Here is a 22,491-nt window from a genome sequence, read left to right as displayed (position 1 = left end):
AATAGATCTAAATAATAACGATTATCATTGAATTTGCAAGTCCGTAACCTCCTGGATGCCAACTGTCTGTTAAACTGCTGAATGACGATCAATTACAACTAATTACAACAAACGGTGCTTTGCCCTGTGAGCCAGATCTCTGGTAAACCCTGTGAAAAAATCATTGTGTCCCGTCAACGGTTTTCGGAATCGGGGGGCTGCTTGCCGTGTTGAGGAAGCGCTGGTTTGTCAGTCTCGTCAACCGGGCTGTCGCCTTTGTGCTCTTTGCCATTGTGCTTTCAGCAGTGGTAGTGGCGGTGGTCAGCTCGCTGGTCAGTCGTGCTGAACTTGAGGCCCAGGCCAGCGAGCAGGTGGGGACGATCGCAGATCTCGTCGCTGGTGATCTGGATACGCGCCTCGCGCAACGAAGGAATATGCTCGCCCATGTTGCCGAGGGGTTTGCCATGGAAGAGAGCGTACTGACCGCCCGGGCCCGCGTACTTATCAGACGTGAAATTGCGCTCCAGCATCTGTTTGATGGGATCTACCTGTTCGATACCAGCGGCGATGTTATTGCCGAATACCCGGAGCAATACCAGCAGGTCGGGTTGAACGTGAGTGAGCGCCAGTATTTCCAGCAAACCTCGAACCAGCTGACTCCGGTTATCAGCGAACCCTATGTGTCGAACTACCAGGACCAGCCGGCGATCATGATTACCTCGCCCATTTTTGATCATCGTCAGCGGTTTATCGGGGTTCTCGGTGGTGCGGTGTTTCTTGCCGGAGACAATTTCATGAAGGAAATAAGCGGGGTGCGCATCGGCAAGACCGGCTATATCGGCATTGCGACCCGCAACGGTGTGACCCTTGCCCACGGGCGAACCGGTGAAACGATGACCCCACTACGGCTCGAAAACCCGGTACTGCGTGATGCCATGGGAGGATTTGAAGGCACACTGAGAACCAGCAACCAGGAAGGTACGGATACCATAATGTCGGTACGGCAGATGTCTCAGGTGCCCTGGTTTGTGGCTGCCGTATGGCCCGAACGGGAAGCCTACGCACCCGTCAGCCGGCTGACTGACAGTTTTGTGCAGGTGTTGCTGATTGTCATTCTGGTGGCGGCGCCGTTGGCGCTGGTGGTGTTCCGGCGCCTGATGGCGCCCCTTCACAAACTCGGGCTGCAGATCAGTGAGCGTCACCTGGGGATCCGCACCGAGCCTGTGGACGTTGCCGGTGGTTCGGAAATCCGCCAGGTGGCAGAAACTTTCAACACCGTTATGGAAGAGCGGGATGAAGTGATGGCATCGCTGGCGGAGCGCGAGGCGTTCTTCCGTTCTCTTACCCAGAGTGCGCCAATTGGCATTATCCAGACCGATGTGCTGGGCCGGATTGAATTCGTTAACCCTGCTTTCGAACGGATTGTCGGCATAGACGCCAATGATCTGCTGCATACTCCGCTGCTTGGAAAGGTGTATGAGGAGGACCGTGCCAGTGCCGTGGACGACTGGCGGGGGGCGCTGAATAACAACGCTGTTTTCCTCGGTCGTTTCCGCCTGAAGACCCGGAACGACCAGCAACTGGTGTGGGCGGATGTGATGACGGCCGTATTTGGTACGGAAGAGCGAACGCTGGGTACCATTACGGTGGTCCGGGATATCACCCATGAACTGGAAATCGAGGCGGAGCTGGCTGAAGAGCAGGAGCGGGCCGACAGCATTCTTGGTGTCCTTCAGGAAGGTGTGTTGATGCTGGATGTTGACGGTGTTATTCGCTATGCCAATGCGGCTGCCTGTGGTTTCCTGGGGTTGCCGGAGGGGTGCGAGCAGGCCAATTTCTTTGAGCGCGTCGAGATAGAAAGCGAAAACCACCGTTGGGAGCCAGACGACTACCTGCGCAGCGCGGATGCAGACAGCCTTTACGCGACGATGAGGAACAATCGCGGGCGGGCCTTCGATGTGGACCTTGCCATGCTGCATCTGCACCGGGGCAGTGACAATCATCAGCTGACACTGGTGATCCGGGATGACAGCGAGCGCCGCCGTGAAGAAGAGCGGCTGTCCTGGGAGGCAACCCACGACAGCCTCACCGGGTTGCTCAATCGACGTGCTTTCAACTCATCCCTGGTGAAATGCCTGGGTGATGCTAGCAAAAAGACGGTTTCCAGTGTGTTGATGCTGATTGACCTGGACCACTTCAAACCGGTCAATGACGAAGGTGGGCACCTGATGGGGGATGACCTGCTCGGACGTCTTTCGGATCTGCTCAGGGCATCCGTGAGGCAATCCGATACAGCAGCTCGCCTTGGTGGTGATGAGTTCGGCATTATTCTGCCCGCCTGTGGCCTGCAGCGGGCTGAGGAAATGGCAGAGTCCATTCGCCGGGGCATTGAATCCATCCGCATCGAGCAGGACGGCAAATCCTTTGGTGTCACGGCGAGCATTGGCTTGACGGAAATGTCCAAAGCCGATTCCGGCCCACGTGAAGTTATGGCGAGAGCTGATGATGGTACATATGCCGCCAAAGCCCGTGGTCGCAACCAGGTAGTCACTGTTCCTCTGCCGCACCAGAACCGCACTGTCTGACCATGCCCCGGAAGGTCTCTACCACCAGCCTGCGGAGCCCCCTGCCTGCCAGAGCAGGCGCAGGGCGAGTAGAGTGAGCAGGATATTGAACATGCGGCTGAAGTGCCGGTTGCTCATGGATCTGAGCACATGAAGCCCCAGCCAGGTACCGGCAAAACCGAAGGCAATCATTGCCAGGATAAACAACAGCCAGTCCCGGAACATAAAGCCGGCAAGCCCGAACACCAGGGCTTTCGGAGCATGCTGAAGCGTCATGGCCGTGGCAAAAGTAGCCACGGTGGTGAATCGGTCAGCGTGCATCTGTTTGATAAAGGATGCCACCAGCGGGCCCGTTGCTCCCACAAACAGGCTGATGAAACTGGTCAGGCCCGACGCCAGGAATATGCCGCTGCTGCCAAAGACTCCCCGCGGCAATGCCGGCCCCCAGCACAGGTAGAGTACGAACAGGCCGATGGTCAGCTGCCAGAGGTAGGTTGGCAGATCCACCAATACCCAGGCGCCCAGTGCAGCGCCCACCAGTACCCCGGGTGCGAACGCCGCTATGGCTTTCCAGTCGGTATGGCGCCAGGTCAGGGTTGCCCGTCCGGTATTGGAGCCCAGCTGGATCATGCCGTGGACCGGAATGATCGCCGCAGGCGGGATCCACAATGCCATCAACACCAGTAACAGCACGCCACCACCGGCGCCCAGGCTGGCGGTGATCATGGAGGTTATGACCGAACTTATCAGCAGGATACCGGCGGTAGTGGTGGTCAGGCCCTCCGGAATGAATGTCAGTTCCAACGCGGACTCCCGGTATTACTCGCAGAAAGGCGTTTTGCCAAGACGCGCAGTTTTGCACAGAGCTTCCGTGGCGAGCTGAACGTCCGCCACATAGTACAACGACGCCAGGCCGAAACGGTCCCGTCCCAGATTGTGAAATACCATACCAAACGCGATATCACCGGCACTGAAGTTCTCATGCTCACGGGCAAAGTAGGCGGCAGGCCTGGACAGGGTGTCATCGTCCAGCAAGGCTTCTACACGGCCCGCACCGCCGTGATAGGCCTGAACCAGCAGCAGGGTAAAGAGCTGGTCGCGTTTGTCTGCAGGTAACTCGCCAAAGCGCCGGTCAAACGGTTCCTGCAGGTTGCGCGCATTCTGGTTCATTAACCTGAGGGCACAATCAATCTGTGCCAGTCGGTGCCAGTGGTTGGACGGCTTGATCTGGCAGTCGCTGAGCGCCGACGGTGACAGCTGCAGTATGCCTTTGGCATCCGCAGTGGAGTGGGCCCTTTGCTGGCCGCTGCTTTCGATCAGCACCTGTCCGGCAAGGTATTTTGGCAGTGTTGCCGGCACGTTGTTTCGTTGCTGTTGCTGGCGTGTTCCATAGACATACATCAGGGCATCGTGGAGGGGCTCGGGTTTACCCTGTGACGCAAACGAAAGGTCATCCCAGGCACCCCAGATCAACTCGGAGGGCAGCGTGCCGAGATAACGGGCCACGGCTTCGTCCAGATTGACGTGGGGCTGGTCGCAGGCGAGTGCAAAAGGGTAGCCGGTTGTGCCAGGGCCGCCGATGGCCCAGTTTTCGGCACGCCCGCTGGCGGCCAGTGAACGCCTGGTGTCATTCAGCCGCTTCTGGGTACCTTCGCGGCTGCTCTCATCGTCAATATAGCCAAGGAACTGGCCGTGCATATCGAACAGAATATGGCGGTCTGTGTCAGAGCAGTACCCGGACTCCTTCAGCACCCAGCGCCGGATAGTGATGATGTTGTGATAAACCCCCTGGCTTACCCAGTAGGGAGAGCTGCGGACGATACTGGTCCAGTTATCTGCTGGCTCCGGCGGTTGTTCGCTGGCGCACAGAATCGGTGCAATAATGGACGTGACTACGAAAGCGACAGCAAGTGAGCGACGCCCGGGACTCTTGTTCATAGACGCTAGTTCCCTCAATCTCCAGAGTTAAGAATAACAAACGGAATCGATCATGAAGCAATCCGAATACCTCCGGTACGACGCGGTAGCGCTTGCCGACCTGATTCGCCGTAACGAAGTGTCAGCCCGGGAAGTCTCTGAGGCGGCTATCAGCCGGGCAGCTGCAGTAAACGGCAAGCTCAATGCGATCTGCTATCCCCAGTTCTCCGAGGCACTGGGCCAGGCATACCCGCCTGATGGTACCTTTTCCGGCGTTCCCATGCTGCTTAAAGATCTGTCCCAGGAGCAACAGGGCCATCCCTGTACATTCGGCAGCCGTGGGCTGAAAAACAACGTTGCACGGCAGGATTCCGAGTATGTTCGGCGGGCCCGTGCAGGCGGGCTGGTGTTTCTTGGCCGTACTGCCACCCCCGAGTTTGGTCTCAAGGCGGTTACCGAGTCCAGACTCTGGGGGCCCTCCCGTAATCCCTGGAATACCGAACTTACTCCCGGCGGCTCCAGTGGTGGCTCCGGCGCTGCCGTGGCCGCCGGCATCGTGCCCATGGCGGGTGCCAATGATGGTGGCGGGTCCATTCGTATTCCGGCTGCCTACAACGGGCTGTTCGGGCTCAAGCCCTCCCGTGGCCGTATTTCCTCTGGCCCCTTGGTTGGCGAAGCCTGGACCGGTGCCTCAACCGACCACGTGGTAACGCGAACTGTGCGGGACAGTGCCGCCATGCTCGACGTGTTGTCCGGTCCCGCGGTGGGAGATCCGTTCGTTATTGCACCGCCGGCAGCGCCCTATGCAGAGCTGATGCAGCAGTCACCGCGACGCCTCAGAATCGGCGTCTTTACGTCTTCTCCCTATGACACCGATGTGGCGCGGGAGTGTGTGGATGCGGTTGAAGACACTGCCCGTGTGCTGGAGGCTCTCGGGCACGGCGTGGAGTATGCGCGCCCGGAATTTGATGGTATGGCGTTGGCCCGGTGTTATCTGGGCCTTTATTTTGGTGAAGTATCGACCCTGATGGACAAGGCGAAGGCCGAATTTGGCGCCAGGGACGAAGATTTTGAGCTGGATACCCGGCTGCTTGCCATGCTTGGCAGGACCATGCCGATGCCGGATTATGTCCGGCGGCGCCAGCAGTGGAATGACTTTGCCCGGGCGCTCGGGACGTTTTTTCAGGGTTACGACATGTATCTCTGCCCCACTGCCGGCCAATTACCGGCAAAAATTGGTGAGCTGGAGACGCCGGGCCATCTTCAACTGGCGGCCCGCCTGATGCTGATGCTCAAGGCCGGTAAACTGGTGCATCGCAGCGGGCAGGTAGATCAGATGGCCCTGGAAAGTCTGGCCCGCACCCCGTTTACCCAACTGGCGAACCTGACCGGGACACCGGCCATGTCGGTCCCTATGTACTGGACGGCCTCCGGGCTGCCTGTCGGGGTGCAATTCGGCGCTCCCCATGGCGACGAGACCACGTTGCTGCAACTGGCGGCGCAACTGGAAGAAGCGAGCCCCTGGTTTGGTCGCTATGAGCTGCTGGAGGCGATGGTGTGATGCTACGTTCTGAAACAATAAATGACGTATTGTGATCCGTGATCACCGCATCCACGTTTATCTTTGTGGCAGTAACAGGCTATGCTGTGAATCAGGGAGAACCCTTTCTCTCTGATAGACCCTGATGGCATCGAGGAGGCGAGCGTATTATGAACCAACCGATGGCAATCGACGAACTGGTGTCTGTAGCACAGGCCGAGGCCATGGGGGAGCTTGATGCCCCGATGATGGCCATTGTCCTGTCCAGTGAACAAAGCTACGACTTGCCCATTAACTCTCTTGAAACCGATGCCGACAAGGCCCGCTGGGGACTGATCCTCCGCGCCGCCCGCGAGCATGTAGAAGCCGATGCGGTGGCCGTGCTCTATCCGGCGTGGACCACCATCCGCAACAAAAAGCCGGCGAAGGCCGATACAGTGTCTGAAGAATCCCTGGCTGCTGAAGACAGTGACGATGAACCGGTGCGCGGCGAAGATCCGGCCGAGCCCATCGACACACTGTTTGTCCAGCTGCACACCCGCGACCGGATCTATTGGCGTGGCTTTGAGCAGATCCGTGATCCGAAGCACCAGCGGATCATCGGGTTCCGCCGCATAAAGGCCCTGTCCACGGAGTATGGTCGTGATGAAGCGCCTTCTGTGACCTCATGGCTGAACACCCTGTTCGAGCCCCTGCCTGACGAAGGCCAGGAAACCGAGGTGGATATGGAACTGGCGGATCTGCTGGAGGAACCGGAAGTCAGTGCGGCATTGTATCCGCGCCAACTCCGGGCCCTGCACTGATCAAGTAGCCCACTGCAGCCCCCGGCTATCGCAAGATACCGGGGCCTTGAACCTCAGATCGCAGTTACTCGCTGCGCAACCCAATACAGGCTGATGGCGCCAACGGCAATCAGCATCACCGGTACGGCGGCCTTGCCGTAGTGGTTCGTTTTCCCCCACAGATAGAACAGCGGGAACAGAAGAATCAGCAGCGCCAGTTGCCCGAGCTCCACACCGATGTTGAATCCGGCAAGGGCCAGGACAGTCTGCGATATGCCGCTGGTGAGGTCTCCCAACACGCTGGCAAAGCCGAAACCGTGTATCAGCCCGAACCCGAACGCCAGCTTCCAGGTCTTTTTGCCCAGGACTGGCCACATCACGTTAATCGCCGCTACTGCAATGGATAGCGCAATGACGGTCTCTACCCAGGCAATCGGCAGGCGCACGATCTCAAGCACCGCCAGCACCAGGGTAATGGAGTGGGCAACGGTAAAGGCGGTGACGATACCGATCAGTTCCCGGAGCCGCGGTTTCAACCCGGCCCGCTCGGTGCCGTTCGGCTTGCCCAGTGTGGCCGGCAGCATCAGCACCAGCAGGAACAGGATGTGGTCAAGGCCGATCAACAGGTGGACGATGCCCTGGTACACAAAAGTGCCGAACAGTGCCAGGCTGCCCGGCGCGCCTTCGGTCGTCAGCGAAAAGCGGCGGTTGTCCGGTGCCAATACGCCCAGGGTACTGAATTCACCGGATTCAAGGCTGACCAGGCCACGATGCAAGGGGTCCTGGGCAAACAAAAGCTGGTATTCCAGGGTATCGGGTACCGAGCCGTCAGGGCAGTTCACGGTGTAGCGACCGGCAGCATAGGGCCCGTCGCTATGGCTGGAGAGACCCCATTGCTGCCCTGTCATCCGACAGTCGCCACTGGCATTGGAGAGCGTGATCCCCTGCTCTGTCCATCGGGTTATCCGGTCGCGGCTGGCCCGTAGTTCGGAACCGCTGAGTTTCTGGTCCCCGTTTCGGTCCAGTGGCAACACCAGCGCCAGGTCCCGCAACGCCACATCAATACGGATTTCGGACTGGCCCTGATCCACGTAGATAAAGCTGTCGCTGGCCTTATGGGCCCGCACAGCACTGGAAATCAGCAGCAATAGCAGACCTGTCAGAAGCGCAAATGTTGCCAGGTGCTCCGATTGTTTCATGATCCAGACTCCGGGTAACGGGCATCGGTTTGAGCGTGTTCCTGCAGCCACAACCTGACCTGCTGTGCTGGCTGGTCATCACCCGCTGCGTGTGCGGCGCGGAGCAGCAGGCGGGTATCGGGGGGCTCACGCTGTTCACGCCAGTTGCTTTGCGCAAACGACAGTGCTGTTTCGGCATCTTTCTCGATATCAAGCTGGAAGCGGGCCATATCCCGCTGGTGAAGAAGGTTGCCGCGCCACCGGGCTTCCGCGAAACGCTCCCTGAGACGCTGTGCCAGTGCCCCGGCAGCCGGGTGTCCCGAACGGGCCATGGCGATTGCCCTGATAACTGCAAGGGCGTCCACGTCTTCGTAGCCTTCCGTCAGGGCCAGAGTTCTTTCGGTCTGATTGTGGCCAAGATGCCAGTCCGCTAACTGGGTACGGGTGTAAAGGTCGTCGGGGCTGACGCTGAGCACTGCCTGCCAGTGGTCAGCCGCCTCGGGCATGCCCAGTTGCGCCGCAATATCGCCCAGAGTTCCCTCTGCCCACAATTGGCTGGTGGTGTCGGATCTTGCAGCGGCGGCGTGTTGCTGGAGGGCCTGATAGGCTTTCCGGGGGCTGCCTGTGCGGGCATCCACCTGAGCGAGGCAGCTAGCGGCAATCAATCCGGGGTAGCGTTGCTGTAAGTGCTTACAATGCGTTCGGGCGACCGTGTAGTTTCCCTGCACGGTTTCCAGGTTGGCAAGCAACAGCATTGCCTGAGTCTTTTGTTGTGGGTTGCCGGCTCCGGAGAGGACGGTGTCGAGATCGTTCCTGGCGCTGTCAAAACGGTGTAGGCTTTGCGCCAGGGTGGCTCTAAGTACCAGTAACCGGTCAGTCATCTTTCCCTGCCACTGCTGCAGTGCGCCTTCGGCATAGCCGAGGAAACGTGGATCACCACTGCTTCTGGCCCGGTCAATCTGGCGGCGAACAAGGTCTGCCAGCTGTTCCGCTGAATCCGGTGTTGTCGGAGCGGTCAGTGCCGGCTCCGGCAACTCAACGAGAATGTCGGTATTGTCGAAATCTGTCTCAATGGGGCCCGGCGCGGCGGTTGCACTGGTGCTGAAACCAGTCAGCCCTATCAGCCCTATCAGCCCTATCAACCCCGTGAACAACAGCCCAACACAAAAAGCCCTGCCCGGCCGGGCAGGGAATGTGCTCGCCGGCTTCAGATGTACTGAGAGCCGGCGTCGGGTCTTATTGCATGAACAGATCGTCGAAGGCCTGTTCATTATTCTGGTCATTGAAGCTGAACTCCTGTTTGTTGATCTGGACCGCTTCGCGAGTGTTATCGGTGTTTTCGATCTGTGTTTTCACGAAAGCCGTGAAATCAACAGACGGATCCGGCCTTGGTGACCGGTCGCTGCTGGAGCCGTTAAAGCAACCAGCCAGCGACGCAGCAACAATAACCAGGCATGACGTTTTCTGAAAAAATCCCATCATGGCCTCCTGTTAGCTGTTGGGTGAGCCCGCGATCGGGGTGGCCAGGTACGGGAAGGTTTCCCTGAGTTCGGTCGGGTCCAGCTGGACGCCGTCTGTGTACTCAAGATCACCATCCGGTGCGTCGGCGGGGTCCGCCAATACGCCCATGGCGACACGCAGCGAGATGTCTACGGTGTCATCCACCGGGCGACGGCCATTGGGGAAGCCGGCATTGTCACCACCAAGCACGCCCAGATCGTTCTGGCTGGCCGCTGCGGTGGTTGCAATGGCCGGGTTCAGGCGCAACATTTCCGACGCTGTGACGCCATCAGGCCCGTTAAGGTCCGGCACACCGGTGAGGAACGCGGTGACAAGGTCATTGCGCGGGAAATTATTGGGTGCGGTTACACCGAACAGTATCTCCAGCAGCTCCGGCAGTGTGGGGTGGGTGACATAGGTGGCAAACTGGCCGTCATCCTTGGGTTCGCTGGCGTTGAACCCGTCCTTGTCTTTCAGACCGATGACCACCTCGTTGACCAGCGGCATACCCAGTCTGGATACCTGGGTCCAGGCGCCGCCCTCTACGGTAGCACCCTTGTCGTTTGCCGTCGGTGCCGGGTTGATTACCCGGGCCTGACGCACGCTGGCGGTAGTCCATCCACCAATTACCGGGTCGCCGGACGCCGTTGCTGCAGTGCCTGTCAGGCAATCGGTGGGCACTTCCAGCGCAAATGAGGTCACGTTCTTGTCGGCAAGGTCGCCCGCGCCTTCGCCGTTGCGGGGGCCGAGGGGGTTGGTGTTTACCAGATCGAAAATCTCGCCGAGGTTGACGGCGAAAGCTTCCTTGCGTTGTCCCACAAACACCTGGCCGTTGGTGCCACAGCCGGGTATGGCGATGTCAAAGATATGCCCATTGGCATAGCCTTCGTAGTCCGCAAAGGACTTGCCTCCAATGTTGTCCAGCGGTCTGGCAAAGGTCTCCGTGCCGGTGCTGGCATTGGTGGCGGTCTGCACCGTGCCGGTACGGCGGTCACCACGGATCACCGATACGGTGTATTCCTGGCTGAACTGAACATTATCGCCATTGCTGGCATCACCGATGTTCTTGAGGGGCACCGAAACCATTTTCTGCTGGCCGTCAGGCCCGACCGCCAGCTGGATGTCGTTCAGTATGTCGGAGAACTGGAAACGAAAGGTGAGGTCTTCCTGCGCGTTACCGCTGTTATCAATGTGGATTTCGTAAACGGCATCCTCGTCCAGATCGAAGTAATTGGGGCCGCCGTAAGCGTCCTGTAACGGCAGGTAGTTGGCGATAAGGGTGACGAAGTCCTCACGTCCGGTCTCGTAACTGCGGAACATGTAGAAATCGGTACCGTCGACTTTGGGCACTTCTGTGATAAAAGGTGCTTCACGGTGGCTGGAAGCCTGTGTCAGGCCGGTGGTAAGACAAAGTCCGGCTACCGCAAGTGCGAGGCCGGAGCGTTTAAACAGTGTGTTCATTCCGTTTTCCTCTTCTGTTTTGGATGTTGCAGAGGAGGGAACGGATCCGGAATGGAGAAAGATGCAGTGATCATAAAAAATGTTCACGGGGATGTATCCGGTGTGCATCTTTAAGGCGATACCCGACGTACTGCTGATATAAACCATAAAAACAGGTGGGAATTCGCAGATGATGGCCATTGATGTAGAGCAGGACGAACTCATGGGGCTGCTAATCGCAGTTGCCCGTGAGGACCGGCAGGCGTTCCAGCGACTGTATGACAAAGTCTCTGGCAGGATGTTCGGGCTTTGCCTGAAGCTGGCCAGCCAGCGGGATCTCGCCGAAGAGGCGGTACAGGATGCCTTTGTGCAGATCTGGCACCATGCCGGTGAGTATCACAACGAGCGTGGCGCACCCCTGAGCTGGATGCTGACCATTGCCCGTTACCGCACTCTGGACCTGATGAGGTCCCGTAAGGCGAAGCAGACATCCGGCGATAGCCACCTGGACCATATGGAAGACGGGCGGGAAGGGCCACTGGATGTCTCACTTCGCAGTGCCGGCGCAGCGGAGCTTACCGGCTGCCTTGAGGAATTGTCCGAGTCACAGCGGGACAGCATTCTGCTGTCGTATTACCGGGGCTTTACCCACGATGAGCTGTCAGAGGCGTTGAGCTCTCCTGTTGGAACCGTCAAAAGCTGGATCAGACGCGGGCTGATGGCTCTGAAGAGGTGCCTGGAGCGATGAAAAAGACACCGGAAAGAATTGAAGCATTGGCCGCAGAATATGTTCTGGGCTCCCTCCGGGGTCACGCTCGCCGCAGGTTTGAGCGCTGGATGATGGAGTCGGTCCGGGTCCGTCAGGAGGTCTGGTTCTGGGAAGAAAAACTGGGGCACCTGGGGGCGCGGATAGAGGAAGAATCACCTCCAGCCTCGGTATGGTCGGGTATTGAGCGGCGGCTATGGCCGCAAAGCGGGGACACGAAGCCGGTGACTGCGGCCAACGACGGTGCTGGCCGCTGGATATGGCCCGGCTGGAGCCTGGTGGCAACGGCGGCGGCACTGGTGCTGGCGGTTATCCTGCTGCAGCAGCCGACGCCCCGTGATGATCAACGGCTGTCTGGCGCCATTGTGCAGGCGGAGCTTGACGCCCCGTTATGGCTGGTGAGCGAGTCTGCTCTCGAACGTCGGCTGAAACTGCGCCCCGTTGCCGCCACCGCCGCTGAGCAGGGCAAGGATTACGAATTGTGGATAGTGCCCGAAGACGGACAGCCAGTATCGTTGGGGGTAATGCCAGTGGGTGATACCTACCAGGTTACTCTCGACGACGAGACCCGGGAACTGCTCAGCAGCAGCCGGACCCTGGCCATCAGTCTGGAGCCCCTGGGTGGGTCGCCAACGGGCACACCCACTGGTCCGATCCTGCACGTAGCCAAGTTGTATGAGCTCTGATCTGCCGATAGCGGGTCAGTTACTCGACAGCAGCGTAATGCACAGCTGGGCGTTCTGGACAAAGTGGCCGAACGCCGTCAGCTGGTCGTCAGAAGGCACGTAGTCGGCGGCTGCATTGTCGGCATAGAACAGGCCCACAAGCCGGCCTTTGGCCTTAAGGGGGCCGACCAGTGCCGGCACATTGCCCAGCCAGCGGTCATAGGGGACGGTTTCTGTCCCTGACTTGGGCTGATAGACGTAACAGCTGGCATGGGGCAGCAAAGCGCCCAGCGGACCGGTTCCGTCCTTGCGGACGGTGAAACTGTCTTTCCAGCTCTCGGTACCCTTGCCCCCCAGTTTTCGGGGAATCAGTTCCAGTCCGCTGCGGTCACTCATCAACAGCACCACCCGTTGCATCCCCACGGCCCGGTGTATACCTTCGATGACCAGTTGACACACTTCGTTGATATCCGGTTTGTCGGTCAGGCTGTGGGTTAGGTCCCGGAGAATCTGCAGCTGCAGAACAGGGTCCACCTCTGGTGCTTGCGCGGCTTCCTTGCCGGTATCCGACTGGCTGCCGGGCATCAGCGCGGTCACCTGAGGAATGCCCAGTGAAACCGCCACCCGGGCCGCTTCGCCGGCATTGACCTTGAGCTGATCCCGGACCGCGGCGGGGTTTTCTCCGATGTCCTTGCCCAGCGCTTCCATCACGGCTTCCATTTCCTTGCCGCGCCATCCGTTTTCGGACAGCTTCGCCATCTCAACGGAGTGACGGACCAGGCTGGCTGCCTTTGAATTGGGCTGCCCCGGTGCGACCACTTCCTTGATGAACGGCCCCAGTGACCAGGCGTCAACCAGGCCCCGGGTGATCTCGGAAAAGGTGGTGTGAAGCACCGCTTTCTGCGCTTCCACCGGTGGTTCATCTGCGCGCAGTTTTGCTTCCAGCTCAGCGGCCTGCTCGGTCTCACAGGACCAGAAGGCCAGCTCGCCAATGTTCATCAGCAGCGCCCCGATGAAAACCTCTTCGAGTGCATGTTCGTTACGCTTTGGCAGCAGGCAGCGGGCCTGAACGGCGGCGTGAATGGCGCGGGCCAGGCAGCGAAGCAGGTGGGGCCGGTCGTTGCGTGCGAGCAGGGAATCCACGATCAGTGATGAAATGGCCATGGACTTCACCGCGTCAAAACCGATCAGGGTGATGGCCCGGCTGACGGTGCTGACCTGAGTGCGGGTCTGGTTGTAAAACACCGTGTTGGAAAGTCGCAGAACCTGGGATGTGAGCTGGGCGTCATTGAGAATGACGTTGGCCAGTTCATTGACAGTACTGTTGCTGCTATCGGTGAGCTCGTCGATCCTGCGGAGCGTGTTCGCCAGCACCGGCAGCTCAACCTTGCTCAGATAGGTGACCCATGCCTGGGTGGAATTCATCCTTGAGGGCGGAGTCTCGGTTTTTGTGGTCAAAATATCGTGCGCCTCGGAGGGGGTATTAAAAGGTTCTTTTAAAGGGTGAGTTTAGTTCAGTAAGGCGGCTCATGTCAGGTAACGAATGGTGTACGGGGATATACCAAGGCCCCGGATTCGGGTTTGATGGCCGATTGGTTTATAATCGCGCGCTTTAACGTTGCACCCACGAAGTGCTGACAACGCGCTCACAAGGCAAAGCTGTGATTGTATTTGACCAGGTACAGAAGTCCTACCAGGTAGGCGGGCGGGCGATCCCTGCGTTGCACCCGACCAGTATGACCATTGAAACCGGCGAAGTGTTTGGCATCGTCGGCCACTCCGGGGCGGGCAAATCCACCCTCGTGCGTCTGATCAACCTGCTGGAGCCTCCTACCGGCGGCCGCATCCTGATCGATGACGAAAATATCACCGGCTACAACGCCAGTGACTTGCGGGCCTTTCGCCGCAAGGTGGGGATGATCTTCCAGCATTTCAATCTGCTGTCCTCTAAAACCGTGGCGGATAACATCGCCTTCCCCATGAAACTGGCCGGTATCTATTCCCGCACTGAAATCCGTGATCGTGTGGACGAGCTGCTGCAGCGTGTCAGCCTGGTAGACCAGGCGAACAAATACCCGTCGCAGCTCTCCGGCGGGCAGAAACAGCGCGTGGGTATTGCCCGCGCCCTCGCTTGCCGCCCGACAATCCTGCTGTGTGACGAAGCCACCAGCGCCCTGGATCCGCAAACCACCCAGTCGGTACTGAAGCTGCTGGCAGACATCAACCGCGAGTTGGGCCTGACCATTGTGCTGATCACCCACGAAATGGACGTGGTGCGCCGCGTCTGCGACCGTGTCGCGGTAATGGACGCCGGTGAAGTCGTTGAAATGGGCGCCGTCAGCGACGTCTTCCTGCACCCGAAGCACCCCACCACCCGGGATTTTGTCTTCGAGAGCGAGAGCATCGACCGGGAGGACATGCAACGGGACCTGGCACAGGCACCGGGACGCATCCTGCGCCTGACCTTCCGCGGCGAATCCACCTACACGCCGCTGTTGGGCAGTGTCGCGAGGGAATCCGGCGTGGATTTCAGTATCCTGTCCGGCCGCATTGATCACATCAAGGACACCCCCTACGGCCAGCTGACCCTGTCACTGGTGGGCGGCGATCTCGATATCGCCATGAACGCATTTGAAGCCGCGGATGTTCACGTGGAGGTACTACGCTGATGGAAGCCTTGATGGGAGACCTGCTGACCAACGTAGACTGGACAGAAATCGGCTGGGCCAGCTGGGACACCCTGGTGATGGTCGGCATGTCACTGCTGTTCAGCGTACTGATCGGTTTGCCGCTGGGAGTACTGCTGTTCCTGTTCGGCAAGCGCCAGTTGCTTGAGCAGCCCGTCGCTTATGCGGTGCTGTCGTTCGTGGTAAACGTGTTACGGTCCGTACCCTTTATCATCCTGCTGATCGTAATGATCCCGTTCACTGTAATGCTGATCGGAACATCGTTGGGTGTGGCTGGTGCTATCCCACCGTTGGTTGCAGGTGGTGCGCCATTCTTTGCACGCCTGGTGGAAACCTCCCTGCGAGAGGTGGACCGTGGAATTATTGAGGCCACGCAGGCCATGGGCGCCACGGTAAAGCAGATTGTTTTCGGAGCTCTGCTGCCTGAGGCCCTACCGGGCATCATCGCTGGCATTACCGTAACGGCCATCACATTGGTTTCCTATGCGGCAATGTCCGGCGTTGTCGGCGGCGGCGGCCTGGGCGATCTGGCCATCCGCTTCGGTTATCAACGATTCCAGACCGATGTAATGGTTATTACTGTGGCGTTGTTGGTTATTTTTGTGCAACTTCTGCAAATGGCTGGCGATCGCCTTGTTTTATATTTCAGCCGCAGATAACAACAGCTCTGCCGTACTCCCAAGACTGGATACATTGTTTGCAGTACTCAACAGGAGAACAGATCTATGAACTTCAAGAAAGCAATAGTAGGACTAGCCGCAGCGGCCACTTTCGCTGGTGCTGCGTCCGCTGAAGAACTGTCAGTAGCCGCCACTCCGGTACCCCACGCCGAGATCCTGGAATTCGTGAAGCCCAAGCTGGCGGAGCAGGGCGTGGAACTGGACGTTAAAGTATTCACTGATTACGTCCAGCCCAACGTGCAGGTGGACCAGAAGCGGATGGATGCCAATTTCTTCCAGCATCAGCCGTACCTGGACGAGTTTAACGATGGCCGTGGTACCAACCTGGTGAGTGTTATCGGTGTGCATGTTGAGCCCTTTGGTGCCTACTCCAGCAAGATCGACTCTCTGGACGAGCTAAAAGATGGCGCTACCGTAGCCATCCCCAACGACCCCACCAATGGCGGCCGTGCACTGCTTCTTCTGCAGAAAGCCGGGCTGATTACTCTGAAGGACGGCAGCAAGATCACCGCCACGCCCCGTGACATCGCTGACAACCCCAGAAACCTGGACTTCAAGGAACTGGAGGCCGCAACCCTGCCTCGCATCCTCAACCAGGTGGACCTGGCGTTGATCAACACCAACTACGCACTGGAAGCGGGCCTGAAGCCGACAGAGGATGCGTTGGTGATTGAAGGTGCAGAGTCACCTTACGTAAACATTCTGGTGGCCCATGAAGACCGTGCTGACGAAGAAGCCATTCAGAAGCTGGCGGAAGCGCTGACGTCTGAAGACGTGAGGAGCTACATCGAGAAGAATTACGAAGGTGCCGTGGTTCCGGCATTCTGAAGGAAGCCCGGAAACAGACCGAAAAAAGCCGGGCAAGTGCCCGGCTTTTCTGTTTTAGCTGATCAGATTTTCAGTGATCAGTCACCACTCCAGTTGGAGCGTGGATCCGGCGTCATCCGCAGGTAGGACTTCACTACCTTGTAGCCTTTCGGGAAACGTTCCTTGATCTCGTCTTCATCCTGCAGAGACGGCACGATGACCACGTCGCCACCGGCTTCCCAGTTACCCGGTGTGGCTACTTTGTGTTCGTCGGTCATCTGCAGTGAATCAATCACCCTGAGCACCTCGTTGAAATTACGGCCGGTGCTGGCCGGATAGGTGATGATCAGGCGGATTTTCTTGTTCGGGTCGATCACGAACAGCGAACGAACCGTCAGCGTGTCGTTGGCGTTGGGGTGGATCATGTCGTAAAGATCAGACACTTTTCGATCATGGTCGGCAATGATCGGGAAATTCACTGCACAGCCCTGGGTTTCGTTGATGTCCTTGATCCACTCCTTGTGAGAATCCACCGGGTCGACACTCAGGGCGATTGCCTTGACGTTACGCTTGGCGAACTGATCCTTCAGTTTGGCGGTCAGCCCCAGCTCGGTGGTGCATACAGGCGTAAAATCCGCCGGGTGCGAAAACAATACGCCCCAGCCGTCGCCCAGCCAGTCGTGAAAACGGATCCTGCCTTCACTGGAATCCTGTTCAAAATCCGGAGCGGTATCTCCCAGACGTAAACTCATGGTGTTTCCTCCTTTGGCGATACAAAACCCGGCCTCTCAGAAACGCCGGCATAATAGCTCAGTCTATACGATAAACAATGGTGACGAGTGAGAGAAAACCAAGGGTAGTTGATCTACCTCACCCGTCACCAGCGGTTCACTGATTCACACTGACAGAACGCTCTTTCTCGAAATGTTCGCGGGTCAGCTTGAACACCACCGGACTGAGTAACAGCAATGCCACCAGGTTGGGCAGGGCCATCATGGCGTTGAGCGTGTCTGCGATCAGCCAGATCAGGCCCAGGTTGATGGTGGCGCCGACCGGGATAGCGAGGATCCAGACAACGCGGTAGGGCACAATGGCCTTTACACCAAACAGGAACTCAATACAGCGCTCACCATAGAAGGACCAGCCGATAATGGTGGTAAAGGCGAAAATTGCCAGGGAAATGGCGACAACGTAATTGCCGAACCCGGGCAGACCGGTCTCGAAGGCCAGCGAGGTAAGCGCGGCACCGGTTTCGCCGGACGTCCAGGCCCCGGAACTGATGATGACAAGGCCGGTGATGCTGCACACGATAATGGTGTCGATAAAGGTGCCCAGCATGGCGACCATGCCCTGGTTGATCGGGTTTCTGGTCTGCGCTGCAGCGTGAGCGATGGGGGCAGAGCCGAGGCCGGCCTCGTTGGAGAAAATACCCCGGGCCACACCGAAGCGAATAGCAGCCCATACCGCGGCACCTGCGAAGCCACCCTCAGCCGCAACCGGGCTGAAGGCGTGGGTGAACACCATGGCAATGGCGCCCGGAAGCTGGTTGACGTTAATAGCCAGTACCACCAGGCCCACCAGAACATAAGCGATGGCCATAAATGGTACCAGGGCACTTGCAACGTGCCCGATGCGCTTGATGCCGCCAATCAGTACCAGGCCCACCAGAACCATCAGGATCAGGCCCGTTACCCAGTGCGGCAGGGCAAAGTTGGTCTGGAGGACATCGGCTACAGAATTGGCCTGCACGGTGTTGCCTATGCCGAAGGCAGCCACCGCAGCGAAGATGGCAAACAGCACGCCCAGCCAGGCCCACTTTTTACCAAGCCCGTTACGAATGTAATACATCGGGCCACCCACGTGGGCGCCGCGCTCGTCCACTTCCCGGAAACGGACTGCCAGTACCGCCTCCGAGTATTTTGTGGCCATCCCCACCAGGGCTGTCAGCCACATCCAGAACAGGGCTCCCGGCCCGCCCAGAAATACCGCGGTTGCGACACCTGCAATATTACCGGTACCGACTGTGGCGGACAGGGCCGTCATCAGGGCCTGAAACGGTGGTATTTCACCTTCTGATTCCACACCGGTACGGCCTTTCCACATCAGCCGGAAACCGGCACCGAGTTTCAGAACCGGCATCAGTTTCAGCCCGATGCTCAGGAACAGTCCGACACCGAGAATCATCACCAGCATGGGGGGGCCCCATACCAGTGCGTTTATGCTGCCAAAAAAAGACTCTAAGGCTTCCATGGGAATCTCCCTGTGTTTCTGCCATGGTTTGAAGGCGTCATCCGCGAAGACAGCCGGAACGGGTTTCGGCTTCGCGGAAGCGTGTAACCTTCTGAGTTTATACGCTTATTTTTGTCTGTAAATATTCACTTTAAAGAATTCCCGGTTCTGGCGACCTTCAGGCCTTCAGAGCTATTGGTTAAGCGGGTTCACGGGTTAAGCTGTAGGTTGGTTTTGTCCGGAGTCTTATTCATGCCTGAAAGCGTTCATGTCCAGGCCGGTGCCCTGTCCTTTTGTGTGGAAACCCGTGGCAATCCCGACGGCGAACCGGTCATATTTATCATGGGACTGGGGGCGCAGATGACCCTCTGGCCGGAGGCGTTGCTGGACCAGTACGCAAATGAAGGCTTCCGGGTCATTCGTTTTGATAACCGTGACATTGGCCTGTCCTCTCATTTGAAAGACCGCCTTGTGGGGCACCCGGTAGCCGTGATGGCAAGGCACCGGATGGGACTGCCAGTCGATGCACCCTATACTCTCCACGATATGGCCGATGACGTCTGTCAGGTGATGGATGCTCTGGGCCTGGCCAGTGCCCACCTGGTGGGTGTTTCCATGGGCGGCATGATCAGCCAGCTGGTGGCAGCGAACCGACCGGAACGCGTGCGCTCAGCGACCCTGATCATGACATCCACTAACAGTCCGCGCCTGCCAATGCCAAGATCGACGCTGATCTGGCGCCTGGCCGGCGTTGGTGCCAGAGGTCACGATGAGGCATCGGTTGTGGCCCGCTCCCTGGATTTCTGGAAGGCCATCCAGAGCCCCGGTTTCCCGCCCCGGGAACAGGAAGTGCGGGATCGGATCGTTCGGGATTATCGGCGCAGCTATCATCCTGCCGGAATCCTGCGACAGACCCGTGCCATCCTGGCCACTGGCAGCCTGTCGTCGGCGACACGGCGTATCCGGGTACCGGTCTCGGTGATTCATGGCAAGGCTGATCCGCTGGTACGGCCGGTGGCGGCGGAACAGCTGGCTTATCTGATGCCCCATGCCCGTATTGAAATGATTGAGGGTATGGGCCATGACCTTCCTGAACCGTTGCTGCCGCATTTTGCGGCCATCGGCTTTGAGACCATGGCGCAGTCGTTGGTCCACGGGCGTTGATCATCGCCCGTGAACGCGAAACCGATCGCAGGAGCGGGGTTTATACTTCCAGTTTTCGCCCCCATTGCCTATGTTTATAGAAGGAAGTATCCGGAACATTACTGGTCAGGGAGCCTGCCAATGCAATCATTGAAAGTATCCGATGTCATGTGGAATCACATCGAGCCTGTTCGCTGTGGCACGCCGTTAACCAAAGTGGTTAAAACATTGCTTCACAACCACGTTACGGGCCTGCCGGTTGTAGATGACCACCGCAAGGTTATCGGTTTCATCTCGGAGCAGGATTGTATCCATGCGCTGCTGGTGAGTAACTATCACCACGAAGGTGATCCGTTGGTAGATGACGTCATGTTCCGCAATCCGGTGACCATATCACCGGAAATGTCCGTGGTGGATCTGGCCCAGAACCTGGGGGCCGGAAAACCCAAGGTCTATCCGGTGGTGGACCACAACCGCCTGATTGGCATCGTAACCAGAACGGCGATTCTGTCGGAGCTGGCAAAGGCCGGTTTCGGTATCGATGTGCCCAGATACGCGTTGTGAAATTCCTATAGACCCAGAGGTGACCATGGAACTGCTCTCCACCAACGTCTGTTTTGACGGTGAACACCGTCGCTACCGGCATCATTCGGCGGCGCTGGACTGCAACATGGAGTTTGCGGTGTACCTGCCCCCGACTGCCCTGGGCACCAATGCGCGCCCGGTGCCGGTGCTTTACTGGTTGTCAGGGCTGACCTGCACCGACCAGAATTTCATGCAGAAGGCCGGCGCCCAGAAGAAAGCCGCCCGGCTCGGTATGGCCATCGTTTGCCCGGATACCAGTCCCCGGGGGCTGGACCTGCCCGGCGAGCATGACAGTTATGATTTTGGTAGTGGTGCCGGGTTTTATGTAAACGCCACCCGTCAGCCCTGGGCGCCCCACTACCGCATGTATGATTATGTGGTCAAAGAACTGCCGCAGCTGGTGGAAGGCCACCTGCCAGTAACGGAGGACCGCTGCATCAGCGGACATTCCATGGGCGGGCACGGTGCCCTGATTGCAGCGTTGAAGAATCCGGGGCTGTACAAGTCGGTGTCTGCCTTTGCCCCCATTGCCAATCCCGGCGAATGTCCCTGGGGGCAGAAAGCCTTTAGTGGATATCTGGGTGACGACAGGACAGCCTGGGAGGAGTGGGATGCCACGATGCTGATCCCTACGGCCCGGGAGCGGTTGCCGCTGCTGGTAGACCAGGGCACCGCAGACGAGTTTCTCGACAGCCAGCTTAATCCGGATGCGCTGGCAGACGCCTGTGAAAAAGTGCACCACCACATCAATTTGCGGATGCATCGTGGGTACGACCACAGTTACTTCTTCATTGCCTCGTTTATCGACGATCACCTGGAGCATCATGCCGAGGCGTTGGGGCTGAAATAGTGGTCTGGCGCTAGCGAAATCCCCATAACAGCCCGAAATCCATGGACGGCATGACTTCGGGTTGCTCTATGGCCCTGACGTTGAATTCCAGCAGGCTGCAGTCCCGCTCGAACGTGCCACTGTAACGATTGCCCCGTGGACCGATGATCGCTTTGGCAAACGGTCCCCGGTGCCGGTGGGGGCGCCTTACGATCACGGCGACCTCGTTATTGGCCAGCCTTACCAGTGTGCCTGGCGGATAGTCGGTGAGCACCGCCAGCAGCGCGCGCGGTATTGCCGGACGAAACTTGCCGTTGGCCAGCGAGGTGATCAGTTTACGGGCCTCCACAACGTTCATTCGCTCACGATAGGCGCGGCGCGTAATCATCGCGACATAACGTTCTGCCAGCGCGAGGATTTCCGCCTCACCACGGATCTCAGTGCCACTGAGCCCTTGCGGATAGCCAGAACCGTCTGCTTGCTCGTGATGCTGGGCAATGATTTTCAGCAATATGGGGCTGGTTATGTCGGCGTCTTTCAGTGCCTGGACGCTACGTGCCGGATGCTTGCGTATGACGGCGCGTTGGTCATCGGTCAGAACCCGGTTGGAGGCATTCAGCTTGTCGGCCACCGGCACCAGCGCCAGGTTCGCTGTCAACGCGGCGCTGATCAACACGGCGGTCCGTTTGTCATCAAGCCCAAATCGGCGTGCGGTAAACTGACAGAGGATGGCGTAGAACAGAATCTGTTCGTGGATGGTGGGCTCGATGGAATACAGGTGCACCAGCGCCAGGCTGGCTTCCGGCGACTCCTGGCACATCTGGTCAATCATGCGCGACAGGCCCAGCACTCGCTTCAGAGCACTCTCTTCCCGCCTGGTAATGGCATTGAGAGTCGATTCCAGTGTCTGCAGCAACAACGGGTATTCCGCAAACGGATTGAGGACCCGGGTATCCTCCAGAACCTCATCCTGCGGGCGTTCAATTTTGCGGGGCTGGAAAAGACCACGCTCGAACAGCTGCTCAAGCTGGATGTCATTCTGAATGACGTAACCCTGACGCAAAAGCACATTGCCATCGGCGTCGAAGACCGTCCAGGGTAAGGGCTTTCCAATGGTCAATGCGCCGGGTGCGATACGGACAAGATTCGGCACTCTGTCGCTTCCTGATGCTTGTTTTAATGATGCTTAAGTCTAACTCT

21 protein-coding genes are annotated in these 22,491 nt (G+C 58.4%); 11 read left to right on the top strand and 10 right to left on the bottom strand.

Going from position 1 to position 22,491, the window contains the following annotated elements; all coding sequences use genetic code 11:
• The first annotated feature begins 206 nt into the window (after positions 1-206).
• Positions 207-2,564, top strand: a complete 2,358-nt coding sequence (locus tag QPL94_RS01715) for a diguanylate cyclase domain-containing protein (protein WP_350310598.1) — start codon at positions 207-209, stop codon at positions 2,562-2,564.
• Positions 2,565-2,582: 18 nt separating this feature from the next.
• On the opposite strand, the gene QPL94_RS01710 is transcribed toward QPL94_RS01715, so the two are convergent.
• Positions 2,583-3,347, bottom strand: coding sequence for a sulfite exporter TauE/SafE family protein (locus tag QPL94_RS01710; RefSeq protein ID WP_285355097.1), 765 nt, complete (start codon positions 3,345-3,347; stop codon positions 2,583-2,585).
• Between the two features lie 15 nt (positions 3,348-3,362).
• Positions 3,363-4,481 carry a transglycosylase SLT domain-containing protein gene (locus tag QPL94_RS01705; protein WP_285355095.1) on the bottom strand — a complete coding sequence of 373 codons (1,119 nt, stop codon included), beginning with the start codon at positions 4,479-4,481 and terminating at the stop codon, positions 3,363-3,365.
• A 52-nt stretch (positions 4,482-4,533) separates the two neighbouring features.
• Here QPL94_RS01705 and QPL94_RS01700 point away from each other — a divergent pair, with 52 nt between their 5' ends.
• Together QPL94_RS01700 and QPL94_RS01695 are read left to right on the top strand one after the other, a co-directional pair.
• Complete coding sequence (locus tag QPL94_RS01700; protein ID WP_285355094.1) at positions 4,534-6,021, top strand: amidase; 1,488 nt, start codon at positions 4,534-4,536, stop codon at positions 6,019-6,021.
• A gap of 149 nt (positions 6,022-6,170) precedes the next feature.
• Positions 6,171-6,803, top strand: a complete 633-nt coding sequence (locus tag QPL94_RS01695; protein WP_285355092.1) for a hypothetical protein — start codon at positions 6,171-6,173, stop codon at positions 6,801-6,803.
• Between the two features lie 53 nt (positions 6,804-6,856).
• Here the strand turns inward: QPL94_RS01695 and QPL94_RS01690 are convergent, their stop codons facing one another.
• From QPL94_RS01690 to QPL94_RS01675, 4 genes are all read right to left on the bottom strand, one after another.
• The gene (locus QPL94_RS01690) at positions 6,857-7,981 is read right to left on the bottom strand and encodes a HupE/UreJ family protein (RefSeq protein ID WP_285355091.1); all 1,125 of its coding nucleotides are present in this window, start codon (positions 7,979-7,981) and stop codon (positions 6,857-6,859) included.
• Positions 7,978-9,114 (bottom strand): tetratricopeptide repeat protein, encoded by a 1,137-nt coding sequence (locus QPL94_RS01685; protein ID WP_285355090.1) that lies wholly within the window; start codon positions 9,112-9,114, stop codon positions 7,978-7,980. Before QPL94_RS01685 ends, QPL94_RS01690 begins: the two co-directional genes overlap by 4 nt.
• An 82-nt stretch (positions 9,115-9,196) precedes the next feature.
• Positions 9,197-9,439, bottom strand: a complete 243-nt coding sequence (locus QPL94_RS01680) for a hypothetical protein (protein ID WP_285355089.1) — start codon at positions 9,437-9,439, stop codon at positions 9,197-9,199.
• A 12-nt stretch (positions 9,440-9,451) separates the two neighbouring features.
• On the bottom strand, positions 9,452-10,921 hold the full coding sequence (locus QPL94_RS01675; RefSeq protein ID WP_285355088.1) for a DUF4331 domain-containing protein: 1,470 nt from the start codon (positions 10,919-10,921) through the stop codon (positions 9,452-9,454).
• Positions 10,922-11,090: 169 nt separating this feature from the next.
• On the opposite strand from QPL94_RS01675, the gene QPL94_RS01670 reads away from it, so the two are divergent.
• Both QPL94_RS01670 and QPL94_RS01665 read left to right on the top strand, forming a co-directional pair.
• Positions 11,091-11,648, top strand: a complete 558-nt coding sequence (locus QPL94_RS01670) for a sigma-70 family RNA polymerase sigma factor (RefSeq protein ID WP_285355087.1) — start codon at positions 11,091-11,093, stop codon at positions 11,646-11,648.
• Positions 11,645-12,352 carry an anti-sigma factor gene (locus tag QPL94_RS01665; protein WP_285355086.1) on the top strand — a complete coding sequence of 236 codons (708 nt, stop codon included), beginning with the start codon at positions 11,645-11,647 and terminating at the stop codon, positions 12,350-12,352. Before QPL94_RS01670 ends, QPL94_RS01665 begins: the two co-directional genes overlap by 4 nt.
• Positions 12,353-12,367: 15 nt before the next feature.
• Here QPL94_RS01665 and QPL94_RS01660 read toward each other — a convergent pair whose 3' ends face one another.
• A complete protein-coding gene (locus QPL94_RS01660; protein WP_285355085.1) occupies positions 12,368-13,789 on the bottom strand; it encodes an HDOD domain-containing protein in 1,422 nt (473 codons plus the stop codon).
• 203 nt (positions 13,790-13,992) lie between these two features.
• Here QPL94_RS01660 and QPL94_RS01655 point away from each other — a divergent pair, with 203 nt between their 5' ends.
• The 3 genes from QPL94_RS01655 to QPL94_RS01645 all read left to right on the top strand — a co-directional run bounded on the left by QPL94_RS01655 (position 13,993) and on the right by QPL94_RS01645 (position 16,526).
• The gene (locus tag QPL94_RS01655; protein ID WP_285355084.1) at positions 13,993-15,000 is read left to right on the top strand and encodes a methionine ABC transporter ATP-binding protein; all 1,008 of its coding nucleotides are present in this window, start codon (positions 13,993-13,995) and stop codon (positions 14,998-15,000) included.
• Positions 15,000-15,677 (top strand): methionine ABC transporter permease, encoded by a 678-nt coding sequence (locus QPL94_RS01650; protein WP_285355083.1) that lies wholly within the window; start codon positions 15,000-15,002, stop codon positions 15,675-15,677. Before QPL94_RS01655 ends, QPL94_RS01650 begins: the two co-directional genes overlap by 1 nt.
• A 66-nt stretch (positions 15,678-15,743) precedes the next feature.
• Positions 15,744-16,526: a MetQ/NlpA family ABC transporter substrate-binding protein gene (locus QPL94_RS01645; protein ID WP_285355082.1), complete on the top strand. Its 783-nt coding sequence runs from the start codon at positions 15,744-15,746 to the stop codon at positions 16,524-16,526.
• 77 nt (positions 16,527-16,603) lie between these two features.
• Here the strand turns inward: QPL94_RS01645 and QPL94_RS01640 are convergent, their stop codons facing one another.
• Positions 16,604-17,257, bottom strand: a complete 654-nt coding sequence (locus QPL94_RS01640; RefSeq protein WP_285355080.1) for a peroxiredoxin — start codon at positions 17,255-17,257, stop codon at positions 16,604-16,606.
• A 136-nt stretch (positions 17,258-17,393) separates the two neighbouring features.
• Positions 17,394-18,755 carry an alanine/glycine:cation symporter family protein gene (locus QPL94_RS01635; protein WP_285355078.1) on the bottom strand — a complete coding sequence of 454 codons (1,362 nt, stop codon included), beginning with the start codon at positions 18,753-18,755 and terminating at the stop codon, positions 17,394-17,396.
• Between the two features lie 231 nt (positions 18,756-18,986).
• Here QPL94_RS01635 and QPL94_RS01630 point away from each other — a divergent pair, with 231 nt between their 5' ends.
• From QPL94_RS01630 to fghA, 3 genes are all read left to right on the top strand, one after another.
• Positions 18,987-19,898 (top strand): alpha/beta fold hydrolase, encoded by a 912-nt coding sequence (locus QPL94_RS01630; RefSeq protein ID WP_285355076.1) that lies wholly within the window; start codon positions 18,987-18,989, stop codon positions 19,896-19,898.
• A gap of 120 nt (positions 19,899-20,018) precedes the next feature.
• Positions 20,019-20,441, top strand: a complete 423-nt coding sequence (locus tag QPL94_RS01625) for a CBS domain-containing protein (protein ID WP_285355074.1) — start codon at positions 20,019-20,021, stop codon at positions 20,439-20,441.
• A 25-nt stretch (positions 20,442-20,466) separates the two neighbouring features.
• On the top strand, positions 20,467-21,312 hold the full coding sequence (fghA, locus tag QPL94_RS01620; RefSeq protein ID WP_285355073.1) for an S-formylglutathione hydrolase: 846 nt from the start codon (positions 20,467-20,469) through the stop codon (positions 21,310-21,312).
• 10 nt (positions 21,313-21,322) lie between these two features.
• On the opposite strand, the gene QPL94_RS01615 is transcribed toward fghA, so the two are convergent.
• On the bottom strand, positions 21,323-22,444 hold the full coding sequence (locus QPL94_RS01615) for an HD-GYP domain-containing protein (protein WP_285355071.1): 1,122 nt from the start codon (positions 22,442-22,444) through the stop codon (positions 21,323-21,325).
• Positions 22,445-22,491 lie beyond the last annotated feature (47 nt).

The organism is Marinobacter sp. SS13-12 (assembly GCF_030227115.1).
Classification (GTDB): domain Bacteria; phylum Pseudomonadota; class Gammaproteobacteria; order Pseudomonadales; family Oleiphilaceae; genus Marinobacter.
Note: the sequence above shows the minus strand (reverse complement) of the source record. Positions and strands in the feature narration are given on the sequence as shown.

What these genes read in the sequence shown, in the direction of transcription:
- QPL94_RS01705 (WP_285355095.1), bottom strand. Translation starts at nt 4,481, where the DNA reads ATGAACAAGAGTCCCGGGCGTCGCTCACTTGCTGTCGCTTTCGTAGTC.
- QPL94_RS01700 (WP_285355094.1), top strand. Translation starts at nt 4,534, where the DNA reads ATGAAGCAATCCGAATACCTCCGGTACGACGCGGTAGCGCTTGCCGAC.
- QPL94_RS01695 (WP_285355092.1), top strand. Translation starts at nt 6,171, where the DNA reads ATGAACCAACCGATGGCAATCGACGAACTGGTGTCTGTAGCACAGGCC.
- QPL94_RS01690 (WP_285355091.1), bottom strand. Translation starts at nt 7,981, where the DNA reads ATGAAACAATCGGAGCACCTGGCAACATTTGCGCTTCTGACAGGTCTG.
- QPL94_RS01680 (WP_285355089.1), bottom strand. Translation starts at nt 9,439, where the DNA reads ATGGGATTTTTTCAGAAAACGTCATGCCTGGTTATTGTTGCTGCGTCG.
- QPL94_RS01675 (WP_285355088.1), bottom strand. Translation starts at nt 10,921, where the DNA reads ATGAACACACTGTTTAAACGCTCCGGCCTCGCACTTGCGGTAGCCGGA.
- QPL94_RS01670 (WP_285355087.1), top strand. Translation starts at nt 11,091, where the DNA reads ATGATGGCCATTGATGTAGAGCAGGACGAACTCATGGGGCTGCTAATC.
- QPL94_RS01665 (WP_285355086.1), top strand. Translation starts at nt 11,645, where the DNA reads ATGAAAAAGACACCGGAAAGAATTGAAGCATTGGCCGCAGAATATGTT.
- QPL94_RS01650 (WP_285355083.1), top strand. Translation starts at nt 15,000, where the DNA reads ATGGAAGCCTTGATGGGAGACCTGCTGACCAACGTAGACTGGACAGAA.
- QPL94_RS01645 (WP_285355082.1), top strand. Translation starts at nt 15,744, where the DNA reads ATGAACTTCAAGAAAGCAATAGTAGGACTAGCCGCAGCGGCCACTTTC.
- QPL94_RS01640 (WP_285355080.1), bottom strand. Translation starts at nt 17,257, where the DNA reads ATGAGTTTACGTCTGGGAGATACCGCTCCGGATTTTGAACAGGATTCC.
- QPL94_RS01635 (WP_285355078.1), bottom strand. Translation starts at nt 18,755, where the DNA reads ATGGAAGCCTTAGAGTCTTTTTTTGGCAGCATAAACGCACTGGTATGG.
- QPL94_RS01630 (WP_285355076.1), top strand. Translation starts at nt 18,987, where the DNA reads ATGCCTGAAAGCGTTCATGTCCAGGCCGGTGCCCTGTCCTTTTGTGTG.
- QPL94_RS01625 (WP_285355074.1), top strand. Translation starts at nt 20,019, where the DNA reads ATGCAATCATTGAAAGTATCCGATGTCATGTGGAATCACATCGAGCCT.
- fghA (WP_285355073.1), top strand. Translation starts at nt 20,467, where the DNA reads ATGGAACTGCTCTCCACCAACGTCTGTTTTGACGGTGAACACCGTCGC.